The sequence below is a fragment of the Vibrio sp. Vb1729 genome (genome assembly GCF_033338655.1).
In the GTDB taxonomy this organism is placed as follows: domain Bacteria; phylum Pseudomonadota; class Gammaproteobacteria; order Enterobacterales; family Vibrionaceae; genus Vibrio; species Vibrio alginolyticus.
In genome coordinates, this window is the sequence record NZ_JAWOTB010000006.1 from 20409 (window position 1) to 32878 (window position 12470).

The window sequence follows — 12470 nt, forward strand, 5'->3', positions numbered from 1 at the left end:
TTTTATTGAGTAAAAAAGAAGCAAATGGACAAATAAATAAAAGAAACTACAACAACCTGTAAAAAAGTTTCATTTTTGACCAACAAAATTACATGTAGGCCCAATTCTTTGTGCTACTGAGAGTATATCGAACCGAATACATCTCTCTACAAACCACCTTGGTTTTTATCAAAAATGTGCGAATGTTAACGTTTATGTAAAACAGTGCAATTTATCAGCAACTTTATAGGTAACATTTCCTTTCCAGATTAGATACAGTTTATTAAAGAATTAGTTTTTCTCACTTAAATGGCAGGGAATGCGTTAGTTTTTTTCATTTCTTACAACCTAACTTTTGCCTTACATTACGCCCAAATTACCCCTTCTCCTTTTCACTAATGTGAACTTTGATGAGTAAGCAACATGCAAACTTTTGAACTTGCTATCTTCTTGCAGTTTTTTCTCGGTTTGGTCGCCGCAGTAAACCCTGTTGGTATCATGCCTGTGTTTGTGTCACTAACCGGGCATATGACACCCGACGAAAAGCGCAATACGGCAACAACAGCAAATGTGGCTGTTGCGATCATCCTGATCATTTCGCTTTTTGCTGGTCAGTTACTGTTAGACATGTTCAGTATTTCTCTGGATTCGTTTCGTGTCGCTGGCGGGTTGCTATTACTTAGCATCGCATTCTCGATGATGAGCGGTAAACTGGGGGAAGATAAGCAGAACAAACAAGAGAAAACGGAATACGTCAGTCGTGAACAGATTGGTGTGGTCCCTCTTGCAATGCCTTTAATGGCAGGTCCTGGTGCAATCAGTTCGACTATTGTTTATGGTGCACGCTACCCAAGCATGTTCGATACCGTGGGCATTAGTATTACGATTGGTTTGTTCTGCCTTTGTTCATGGCTATTATTCCGTTCTGCCCCATTGATCGTACGATTTTTAGGTCAAACTGGAATCAACGTCATTACTCGTATCATGGGTTTGATATTGGGCGCGCTTGGCATAGAGTTCATTGCGAATGGCTTACGCAACTTATTTCCAGGATTAGCCTGAGTTTCTATAAAATTGTATGATAGAGCGATTCAACAATGGATCGCTTTGTCATGACGACTGACTCTCTTAAACATACTCTATATGTCACCATTTTTGGTACTCATACCAAAGCTGGTAAAACGTTCGATATTGCTCTCATTATCGCGATCATCAGTTCGTTAATCGTACTGGTGTTAGATTCGATACCCTCCGTTCGGGCCGAGTGGGAAAAAGAGCTGAAGTTTATTGAATACACATTTACTGGCCTATTCACGATTGAATACCTTCTAAGGCTTTATTGCTCCCCCAAACCTGCCGCCTACGCAAAGAGTTTTTATGGTGTCGTCGATTTACTTGCGATTTTGCCCACTTATTTAGCACTCTTCTTCCCATCCGCTTCGTTTATGGGTGTGATCAGGGCGCTGCGAGTGATGCGAATATTCCGCATACTCAAGTTAGTCCGATACCTCCAAGAGTCCAATATCCTCTTACGTTCACTGCTTATGGCGCGCAGAAAGATTTTTATCTTCTTTAGTTCCGTCGCCATTATGGTAACGATTTTCGGCTCGTTGATTTTTATCATTGAAGGACCTGAAAACGGATTTACTAGCATTCCTAAAAGTATTTATTGGGCGATCGTGACCATCACAACGGTTGGGTATGGTGACTTGGTCCCCCAAACAGACCTAGGTAAAGGGCTTGCATCACTCACCATGTTACTGGGTTATTCCATTTTGGCGGTACCTACAGGTATTTTCACTGCCGAACTGCACCAAGAGATGCAATCGCACAAAGTATTGGTGAAATGCCCAAACTGCTCCCACGCAGGGCACGACTCTGACGCAATTTACTGTAAACATTGTGGTAGTGAACTGGCCGATCCAGACAAAAGAGTCGTTCGAACGGAAGACGACGCATGAAAAAAGAGCTCCCTAAGGAGCTCTTTTATTTTGTCATCAAATAAAGGATTGATGTGATTATGCTTTCTCAGACAGAATAATTCGCAGAGTACGACGCAACGGCTCCGCAGCACCCCAAAGCAGTTGGTCACCAACAGTGAAAGCATTTAGGAAATCATCACCCATTGCCATCTTACGTAGACGACCCACTGGTACAGACATTGTGCCCGTAACTTTTGCCGGTGTTAGCTCTTGAGCAGTGATGTCACGGTCGTTAGGAATCACTTTCACCCAATCGTTATGAGTGGCGATGATTTCTTCGATTTCGTCCATTGGTACATTTTGTTTAAGCTTGATAGTAAGTGCTTGAGAGTGACAACGCATCGCGCCAATACGCACACAAGTACCGTCAATTGGGACAGGTGAACTTTGAGAACCCAAAATTTTATTCGCCTCGGCGCCCGCTTTCCACTCTTCTTTACTCTGACCATTATCGCGCTTCACATCGATCCATGGGATCAACGAACCAGCTAGTGGCACACCGAATTTATCGGTAGGGAAAGAGCCGCTGCGCATTGTATCCGCAACTTTCTTATCAATATCTAGGATAGAGCTTGATGGGTTTGCAAGTTCAGAGCTCACAGAGTCATTGATAACGCCCATTTGCGAGATCAATTCACGCATATTTTGCGCACCAGCACCAGATGCGGCTTGGTAAGTCATTGCGCTTGTCCACTCAACAAGGCCTTTCTCAAATAGACCACCTAGCCCCATTAGCATTAAACTAACCGTACAGTTACCACCGACAAATGTGTTCGTGCCACCGTGGATGCCTTGTTGGATTTGCTTTAAGTTCACTGGATCAAGTGTGATGATCGAATCTTCAGCCATACGTAGCGTAGAGGCCGCGTCAATCCAGTAGCCTTTCCAACCAGCCTGACGAAGTGCAGGGAAAACTTTTTCTGTGTAGCTACCACCTTGACAGGTGATTACCGCATCAAGCTGTTTTAAGCTTTCAATATCATACGCGTCTTGCAGTAAGCCTGCGTCTTTTCCTAAGTTAGGAGCAGGAATACCAACTTGAGAAGTACTGTAGAATACTGGTTCGATTAGGTCGAAGTCTTTCTCTTCAACCATACGCTGCATAAGGACTGAACCAACCATACCGCGCCAACCAACTAAACCAACTCTCATCGTATTAACTCTCCATGTATTAAAAAACCTACCCCATAGTTAATTTTTCACAGCAAAATCTCAACCCCTATTTTGTAAATAAGCGCGTTTTTTAACCTTTTCCTCTGAAAAACCGGGTTACACGAGATTTTTTAGTGTTTGGTTTGCGGTTTTAACCATTTTTCAAGTAGGGAAAGCACTTTAGTCCCCTAATTGGTCTTACCACTCAATGAGAAAATAACACATGAAGCACAATAATTTCACATTACACAACATTTAAAACCAAAAAAGTTAAAACAAACTAACAGTTAATTTCACAAGCAAACGTTTTTACCGACGAACATCAAGATAAAACACCAAATGTTCGAAATATAATTTTTGTTAATGTATGTTATGCGCGATTACAACAAGGAGCGCCTTCCTCTATTGCTCCAAGATTGACAGAGGCACATATGAAGCAAGTTACACCACGCCTACCAAGCTTGATACAGGTATTTATCTCGCTCGGTTTATTTCTCCTGCTGGCATTTTCGTTCACAGCCAAGCTAGATCTACCGATTCAGCTAGCGCTATACATCGGTTGGTTCATTGTCATGATATTGGGCATAAAGCTTGGCCATCAGTATAAAGATCTGGAAAAAGCAGCACTAAATGGCATTTCCAATGGACTTGGAGCCGTTTTAATCCTTTTGGCCGTTGGCGCGCTTGTAGGTACTTGGATCTCTGGTGGTATTGTTCCAACCATTATTTACTACGGCCTTAAAGCAATCCACCCTTCCATCTTTTTGCTCGCGACCATGATCATCTGTTCATTGACTGCGCTAGCGACTGGCACGTCTTGGGGTGCGGCTGGCACGGCAGGTATTGCAATGATGGGTATCGGTCAAGGTCTTGGTGTTCCTGCGCCAATCACTGCAGGTGCCGTACTTTCAGGCTGTTACTTTGGTGACAAAATGTCGCCTCTATCGGATTCAGTAATCCTTGCTTCATCTATGTCTAACGTTGAAGTGATGGAACATATTAAAGGCATGTTGCCGATAGCACTCATTAGCTACATTATTACAGGCATTATGTTTACTGCATTTGGCTTCCACTACGCAGGTCAAGTTGACATGAGCCAGGTAGACTCTGTCATTAAAGCGATGGAACAGCAGTTCTACATCACCCCTTACTCATTTGTTCCTGTGATCATCGTATTGTCACTTCTAGCGATGCGTATGCCTTCATTCCCAGTGATCAGTTTTGGTTCTCTGTTAGGTATTATTTGGGCAGTGATGATCCAAGATGTCGATTTCCTAACCGCGTTCAACACGGCTTGGGCTCCGTTTGCAATCTCATCTGGCGTAGATTTCATTGACTCAATCCTTAACCGTGGCGGCATGTCTTCAATGCTTGGGTCGGTAGCGGTTATCGTATTCGGCCTTGGTTTTGGTGGTCTACTAGATAAAGTAGGCGTGCTAGAGACTATCGCGAAGCTGTTTGAAAAACGCGTTCAAAGTGCAGGTTCATTGGCAACAAGCACAATTGGTACGGCCTTTATGGGCAACGTATTTGGTTCAGCGATGTACGTTTCACTTATCCTGACCCCAAAAATCTGTGCGAAGAACTATGACCGTCTAGGCTACAAACGTAAGAATTTGTCTCGTAACGCAGAATTTGGCGGCACGCTAACCTCAGGTATGGTCCCTTGGAGTGACAACGGTATCTACATGGCCAGTATTTTGGGTGTTGCTACACTGTCTTATGCCCCGTTCATGTGGCTGAGTTTTGTATGTATCATCGTAACGATCTTCACTTCTTACATGGGTTGGTTTGTTGATAAGTGCGAACCAACAGCAGAAGCAGTTGAAGAAGCTGAAGGCGAATTAAAGCAGCAAACCGCTTAACTTCGCAGAGATAGGAAGAACCTCCCTTTCGAATTCAATACTAAAAAAGAGCGCTTTAAAGCGCTCTTTTTTTATTTCCAAAACAAATCGTTAGCTTTGTTTGACTGGCGTTTTCACGGCTGCACGCTTCCCAAACCAATAGCCCAAGCCAAGCGGTGCAAAGAATATAACGGCAATGAACAGAATAAAGTAGATGATGGTACTTTTGACAAGTTCAATCAGCTTAGTCATTGCGAGATTCACAACCTCTTGCGACACTCGATCCATATCTTGAGCAAACTTCTCGCGCTCATGGGTAATGATCTGTGCGATTTCTTGACGTTCTCTGGCAACCATCAGCTCTATAGCTTGGCGTTCTTCACCCAACTGAGATAAACGCGCCTCCGTCCTTTGATCGATATCGTCAACCAAAGGTTGTAACTCCAGCGCCATTTGTTCTGCCAAATAACGCATGTACTCTGGGTTGTTATCGATAAAATCCCTCATCGAATCAGCGGTAACTTGCAAACTATTAAACGCCGCATTGACTTTTTCGATACTGGCAGAGCTATTCAAGGCCAACAACTGCGCTTTCCACGTCATAATTTTTGGTGTCTGTTCTGATACCAGACTTAGACGATCAGAGACATCCCCAAGTGCTTCTGGCATCGTGCCTAGCGTTGTAACGGCTTCCTCTTCGCTAATTTGGTTTGCATCTAACCACCCACGGTAAGCCGGAGTCCTAATCATGCTTAAATCAGCGAAGGGATGCTGCTTGGCGAACTCTGCAACAAACGTTTGTGTCTTGATGTATGCTTCTTTCTTCAATAAAGATTGAGCCAGTTTATCGACCTCTTTCGCTAAATAAACGGAAACTAACTTGGCCTCATCAGACGCAAAGAGCTCATTACCAGAAGCGGTAGTAAAGAACTGTTCCATTTGTAGCGTGAAAGTCCATGTATCAATCAGTGCAGCCATTGGGGACACTTGATACGCAGAAGCTTGGATGCCTTCTTCAGCATTTATCTTCCAAAGTAAAATATAAGATTGATGAACTTTATCATGAGGATCATATTGTTCGTGTAGTGCATCTGCTGCTTGCTCAACCTGAGCAAAAAACTGCTGTGCATACTCACGAGTCAAAAGACGCATATTGAGCTCTTGTTTGGTAAGAGGGACGGTTTGACTCTCGATCTTGACTTCGAGCAGGGAGCACCCTGAAAGCATCATAACCAGCCCTATCAACATAATTGAAGACATTCGGCGAACGGACATGAAAACACCTTTAACAAATTGTATAGAACAGGAATAAAGCGAACTAAGTCATATAGTTCGAGCCTTTATTACCTCAACTCTTATGACATTAAGTCAGAGCAATATCAATCTGTTAGCGCTTCTGTTATCTTTTCACTATTGAGTACATTATTAGCAAAAAGTATGGTTTGTTTTAGGACATCATCTAAACATGCCAACTTCTCTTCCGGCACTTTTTGCCCTTGTTTAATCAACAGTTCAATATCACCCGAAATACAGTGCAATGGCATTGCACCTAAACTCCCTGAGACCCCTTTAAGACTGTGTGCGGCTCTTTGAGCTTGCTCTTTATCCTCTTCTAACAGCTGATACATTTTAGTGCCATCGCCAGAGTGATCCTGAATAAAGACCTCCAGTAACATCCGCACAGCGCCCTCGTCACCAGACAGAGAATCTAACATTTTATTGATATCTATGTACGGCTCACGTTCCACTACTTCCACTTGTGATGAATTCACCTCATTACAACTTTCTTCGTTCATTTGGACGTTTTGAAAATTTTCTGACTGAGCTGAGGGAACAGCGTTAGCTCCATTTTTATCATCGCCAACTTGCTCTGACTTTTTATCATCGGTTCTGGGTAGTGGTATCGGTTGAATCGTTTTTGGGGAGAAGGCTCCCCATGAAATGAGGAAAAGGAGCAAACCACTGATTACAGACAACCAAACAATAAAAGTCATTAGCTTCTGTTCCAACTGATCATTTATCGAAGTTAACTGGTTCGGGAAATCTGGATTAAGCAGGTGATTGGATAAATAACTGCCCTGTGCCTGAGCAGATAGTGCGCTTGAGGTTTGAGCAAGCTGGCGCTGAAGAGCGCTTCGCTCTTCGGGAGAGAGCGTCTCTGATTCAATAAAAAGTCGGTCTAAGTCACGGTAAGTATCGCTATTCGTTGCAGAGTCACTAAAGACAGACTCAAAAACAAGCGCACCTAAGCGATAGTACATTGCCTGAATTTGCTCAGAGTTTTCTGTTCGAGCACGGCTGCTTCGTAACTGTTCTGCTAACGAAACCAATTCACTGTCACTTCTCACAAAAGCTCGAGCACTTTCTAAAAATCGGTCGGTCGTATAAAGCAATTGAGTGATATCTGGTGTGATTTTCCCTTCAGAAAACTCACTTTCAAGCTGTAAGCGAACTGCATAAGCCAACTGAAGTTTCAGTGAAATTTGGTCGACGTGTTTAACACGGTAAGGCAGATCGAAGTTAAAAAAGTGCCTGACTTCTTCAACTTTACTTCCTAACTCATTTACAGTCGAAATCGTTTGAATCGTTTGTTTGGCTTGCAGCCAAATGCCAAGTGCTAAAACACACCACAAAACGAACCAGAACCAAACAAACCGCCGTATTCCTTCTTTTAGCTTCAGCAACACTTGCCCCTCGCATATCTCCATTAATTACAAGCATATACTATGGATGTTTCTTATTCACATAAAAAAAGAGAGCCGTTTGCTCTCTTTATTTAACGATATGATTTTAGTTGCGACTTAACTGATCTTTTAGATTTGGAGGCGTCCCTTTAATCGTTAAGGTATCCGTCTCTGGATCATAAAAAATACGCTCGCCAAGTAAGAGACTATCGAAGCTAATATTCAAACCACCACCAGCTCCAACAAATTTAGTCAGTTTGCGAACCGTCGCACGATCACCTGGGAAAGACTCTTCAAGTTCGTACCCTTGCTCTTTGGTGAAATCCATAAAGCTCGTGCCATCTTGGCTTTGAGGAAGCTCTCCGGAAAGCTCTGAGATTTGAACTTCATCACCGGATTTAATTTGCTCATTGCAGTAGTCGTAAACTTGTTTCTTGTACTCGTTCACTTCTTGCTTTTCTAGCTTCGAGTCAGCACAAAAATCATCCACCGCCTGCATCAACACTAAGTTTTGTTGTTTAGTATCTAAGCCAATATCCGCTTGCAGAAAATCTAGGAAGAAGTCCGCCACTTTACGGCCAACGCGTCCTTTAATGTATTGCAGATAACGATTGGATTCCTTGTCGGTCTCGTAGCTCGACAGGTCGATGCGTGCGGCAATATCCATTTTGGTGATATCTAAGTAATCTGTCGCACTGATGTCCAAACCTTCGGTCACTTTTAAACTCTGATTCATTGGTAAGATACCGATGAACAAGTAGTCCGTTGCTAAACTCTGATACTCTGCGAAAACCAAGATACCTTCATCCGCAAATGGGTACTTAATCAACTCTTCTTTCAAGCGATTTGCACTAATTTGTGAGAAGTCGTAAAAATCTCGCTCTCCTTTGCGCATTTCTTGAAGCCAAAATTGAAATTCGCTGTCTGACTGGAAAGCGCCAAAACCTTTACCAGCTTTAGAATGGAATACTCGGTGAAGCTCAGCGACTAAGTTTTCTGTAGATGCATCGTTCTCTAATGATGCTGGACGAAAGTTTACAACCAGCTCGTCCTGATCGTTTTTGCACAGTTGATGCAGAATAACGTTTGAAAGATGAAGACTCATAGTGATTTTATCTTGCTACAAGGTTTTAGTTGATGGGCATTGTAGGTTATCATAAGCCGCTTTTACTATCATTATTAGAGTCTTTATGCCGATTACATCTAAATATACTGACGAGCAAGTAGAAAAAATTCTTGCTGAAGTAGCAACAGTTCTTGAAAAACATGCTGCTTCTCCTGAGTTGACGCTAATGATTGCCGGAAATATCGCAACCAATGTCTTAAATCAACGTGTTGCTGCTTCACAACGCAAAGCGATTGCTGAAAAATTTGCTCAGGCGCTGATGTCTTCTTTAGAAACACCAAAAACACACTAATCACGGACAATAGAACACATACATGGTAGACAGCGGAAACTCATACGGCGAACGTGTATCTCGACTAGTTGGTTGGGGTCACTGGTTTGCATTCTTCAATATCGTTGCGTCGATGTTGATAGGCACACGCTACATTGTTCAGTCTCCTTGGCCCGAGACGTTACTTGGTCAGTTTTATCTGGCGGTTTCTTGGGTTGGTCACTTTGGCTTTCTAGTTTTCGCACTTTACTTGCTTGTTCTATTCCCGTTGACGTTTATCCTGCCATCGCGGAAATTGTTCCGTTTGGTGGCAGTGATTTTCGCAACCGTTGGGCAAACCATATTATTAATTGATACCCAAGCGTATCAGTCGATCAATTTGCACTTAACTCCCGTTGTCTGGGAGTTACTATTCAGCGAAGACAAAAGTGCGCTCAGCACTGACCTACAACATTTATTTGTTGTGATGCCGCTGATCTTCCTTATTCAACTCGCACTATCCGAATGGGTATGGCGAAAACAGCGCAAACTATCTCATAAGCACGTAGGACGCCCTCTCGCGGCCGTCTTTTTCCTCAGCTTTATGACCAGCCATTTGGTTTACATTTGGGCAGATGCGTATTTTTACAACCCAATTACTAGCCAGCGTTCAAACTTCCCTTTGTCTTACCCGATGACGGCGAAGAGTTTTATGGAAAAACATGGTCTACTTGACCGTGAGGAATACCTAAAACGTTTGGCAGAAAACGAAGGCAACGTAGAGTTAGTCAACTACCCTCTTGAAAAGCTTGAGTTTAACCGCCGAGTTAATAAGCTCAATGTGTTGATGATCAGCATAAACAATTTACGAGCGGATGCGCTGAACCAAGAAGAGATGCCTAACCTCTATGAGTTTGCTGAAAACAATCAGAACTTCCGTAATCATTACAGCTCAAGTAATGATACATACGGGGCCTTTGGTTTGTTCTATGGCTTACCGACCAGTTATGCATCAAGCATCAAGGCGCAAGGTGCTTCCCCAGTATTGCTCGATGTACTGAAAGATCAGGGCTACAACTTTGGTTTATTCAGTGGCAGTGGGTTTGAAGATGATCTCTACTCAGAAATTATTTTCCGCGACTTGAACTTAGCGGAAGACCTAGATGGCACGCAAGCTCATACCGATAAACAATCTATCGCAAACTGGAATACATGGTTAGCAGAGAAAGCAAGTCAGCCATGGTTTAGTTACATCGAAGTCACCACCGTTGATAATTTTGAATCGATTCCTTCAAATAATGACGAAGAAATGCCTGCAAGTGAGCGATTCAAAAAAGCTTATGAATATGCAGTGAAGTCGGCGGATAGAACTATCGCCGGTATTATTGATGAACTGGAAACGACGGGACAACTGACAAACACCATCGTAATCATTACTTCTAATCACGGTAGTGAATTTAACGAAACCAATACGAACAGCTGGGGAGCAAACAGCAACTACAGCCGTTATCAATTACAAGTTCCGATGGTGATCCATTGGCCTGGAATGCTGGCTGGCGAATTTAATCACAGCACAAGTCACTTGGACCTCTCAGTTACACTGTTGCAAGATATGCTCGGCGTATCTTCCAACCCATATGATTACAGTAGTGGTCGCAACCTATTCGATGAAAGTCGTCGTCGCTGGATCTTGGCGGGCGATACTCGCGAGCTTGCCTTAATTACTAGCTCACAAACCACAGTGATCGATAAGTTTGGCAACTACAAGCTGTATGACAAAAACTACAAACGACTTCGAGATGATGCACCGAAGTTGCCAGTTTTGATGCAAGGTTTAACTGAGTTACAGCGTTTTTATTCTAAAAACGATTAATACCTAGCAATCCATATACTATTCAAACTCCCCTTTTTGGGGAGTTTTTGTTTATTTCAACAACACAAACCACAAATTTGCGCAGTAAACATCCAATCAGTTCAACTAGGGGTTTACAACATTTTCAAAGCCTTATATTATGCGCCTCAACAACGGAGAGATGGCTGAGTGGTTGAAAGCACCGGTCTTGAAAACCGGCATACGTTAATAGCGTATCTAGGGTTCAAATCCCTATCTCTCCGCCACATTTAGAAAAAGCCCGCTAAGAAATTAGCGGGCTTTTTCGCATCTCCAGACTTAAAAAGATTTGTACAAATCACTTATCACTTCTTGAACGCAACTAAGCACTCCACCACACTCAGAAAGAACCCACAAAAAATTAATGCCCTTTTCGTTCGTTCCAGTGTTGAATCAATTTGATATTTACGTCTAGTTGTATCTACTCATCAATAAAGACTTCTTTAGCGGCATTGATAAGCTGCAAATGGATTGGGACGAGGTCAGCATGATTCGTTCGATATCCACCTCCAACGACAGCTGCGACAGGGATACCTCGAGATTTCACTGTTTGCATTAAAAATCTATCACGTTCTAAGATCCCTTGCGTCGACACATCAAAATATCCAAGCTCATCGTCTTGATGTATATCGACACCAGCATCGTAGATAACTAAATCAGGGCGATGAAGATTAAGTGCCATATCGACCACTTCTTTAAACGCCATTAAAAAGTCCTCATCACCTGTTCCTCGCACCAAAGGCACATCGAGATCAGACTGAGGCTTCCTCGCTGGGAAGTTTTTATCACAGTGGAAAGAAAGCGTGATGATATCTGGCTCATCGTCACATAAAGTTGCTGTTCCATCCCCATGGTGAACATCACTATCAATGATCAATACTTTATCGACATGCTCGACTTCGAGCGCTTGCCTGGCCGCGATCACTAAGTCATTAAATAAACAAAAACCACTGCCAAACTCTTTGTGTGCGTGGTGATACCCACCACTCAAATGAATGGCCACACCGTACTCAAGTGCCTTTTTTGCGGTCAGAGCCGTGCCCGCTGCTGACGTTAGCGTTCTGGTAATGAGAGACTCACTCCAAGGAAAACCTATTCGGCGCATCTTCGCAGCTGGTATGTTTCCACTAACAAGTAACTCGACGTATTCCTCGTCATGAACACGTTTTACTTCCCCAACAGTTAATGCTTCGGGCTGGAAAAACTGCGTGTGCTCTTTCCAGTTATCTTTCTCTATATGCACCAATACCGATTCATAGAGGTACTGGTATTTCATAATTGGGTAACGATGCCCCTCTGGCAACTCAAGTTGAGAATAAATCGGGTGGTAGATAAATGGCAGCATGAGAAATTCTTAATAACAATGGTAACGAAATAGTATCAACTTAAAGGGTTGAATAAAACGCAATTTAATTGATAATGATTTTCAATATCAATTAAATTTAATATACATATGAATTCTACTTTCTTTGCTATTCTCGGCGCACTGTTTGGCTCTCTTTGTGCTCTGTCCCTATTTTCATCTCTCGTTGTTGGTGCGTGGTGGTTGGTTGATTTTATTG

General features: G+C 42.8%; 10 protein-coding genes and 1 tRNA gene. 6 read left to right on the forward strand and 5 right to left on the reverse strand.

The window, feature by feature from the left end:
- Positions 1 to 402 precede the first annotated feature (402 nt).
- Both R7E29_RS02845 and R7E29_RS02850 read left to right on the forward strand, forming a co-directional pair.
- Entirely contained in the window at positions 403 to 1041 is a 639-nt protein-coding gene (locus tag R7E29_RS02845) for a YchE family NAAT transporter (RefSeq protein WP_005380729.1), read from the forward strand.
- 35 nt (positions 1042 to 1076) lie between these two features.
- Entirely contained in the window at positions 1077 to 1940 is an 864-nt protein-coding gene (locus tag R7E29_RS02850; RefSeq protein WP_005380728.1) for an ion transporter, read from the forward strand.
- 57 nt (positions 1941 to 1997) lie between these two features.
- Here R7E29_RS02850 and asd read toward each other — a convergent pair whose 3' ends face one another.
- Positions 1998 to 3113: an aspartate-semialdehyde dehydrogenase gene (asd, locus tag R7E29_RS02855; protein WP_005380727.1), complete on the reverse strand. Its 1116-nt coding sequence runs from the start codon at positions 3111 to 3113 to the stop codon at positions 1998 to 2000.
- A gap of 431 nt (positions 3114 to 3544) precedes the next feature.
- Here asd and nhaC point away from each other — a divergent pair, with 431 nt between their 5' ends.
- Positions 3545 to 4978, forward strand: a complete 1434-nt coding sequence (gene nhaC / locus R7E29_RS02860; RefSeq protein WP_005380726.1) for a Na+/H+ antiporter NhaC — start codon at positions 3545 to 3547, stop codon at positions 4976 to 4978.
- A 90-nt stretch (positions 4979 to 5068) separates the two neighbouring features.
- Here the strand turns inward: nhaC and R7E29_RS02865 are convergent, their stop codons facing one another.
- From R7E29_RS02865 to yejK, 3 genes are all read right to left on the reverse strand, one after another.
- Positions 5069 to 6232: a chemotaxis protein gene (locus tag R7E29_RS02865; protein WP_137282279.1), complete on the reverse strand. Its 1164-nt coding sequence runs from the start codon at positions 6230 to 6232 to the stop codon at positions 5069 to 5071.
- Between the two features lie 104 nt (positions 6233 to 6336).
- Positions 6337 to 7665 carry an Hpt domain-containing protein gene (locus R7E29_RS02870; protein ID WP_081008332.1) on the reverse strand — a complete coding sequence of 443 codons (1329 nt, stop codon included), beginning with the start codon at positions 7663 to 7665 and terminating at the stop codon, positions 6337 to 6339.
- An 82-nt stretch (positions 7666 to 7747) separates the two neighbouring features.
- Positions 7748 to 8746: a nucleoid-associated protein YejK gene (gene yejK, locus R7E29_RS02875; protein ID WP_005380723.1), complete on the reverse strand. Its 999-nt coding sequence runs from the start codon at positions 8744 to 8746 to the stop codon at positions 7748 to 7750.
- Positions 8747 to 8831: 85 nt separating this feature from the next.
- On the opposite strand from yejK, the gene R7E29_RS02880 reads away from it, so the two are divergent.
- From R7E29_RS02880 to R7E29_RS02890, 3 genes are all read left to right on the forward strand, one after another.
- Positions 8832 to 9059, forward strand: coding sequence for a YejL family protein (locus tag R7E29_RS02880; RefSeq protein WP_005380722.1), 228 nt, complete (start codon positions 8832 to 8834; stop codon positions 9057 to 9059).
- A gap of 22 nt (positions 9060 to 9081) precedes the next feature.
- A complete protein-coding gene (locus R7E29_RS02885) occupies positions 9082 to 10890 on the forward strand; it encodes a DUF3413 domain-containing protein (RefSeq protein WP_005380721.1) in 1809 nt (602 codons plus the stop codon).
- A 154-nt stretch (positions 10891 to 11044) separates the two neighbouring features.
- Positions 11045 to 11135, forward strand: a tRNA-Ser gene (locus R7E29_RS02890).
- Between the two features lie 194 nt (positions 11136 to 11329).
- Here the strand turns inward: R7E29_RS02890 and R7E29_RS02895 are convergent.
- Complete coding sequence (locus R7E29_RS02895; protein ID WP_104975508.1) at positions 11330 to 12253, reverse strand: histone deacetylase; 924 nt, start codon at positions 12251 to 12253, stop codon at positions 11330 to 11332.
- Positions 12254 to 12470 lie beyond the last annotated feature (217 nt).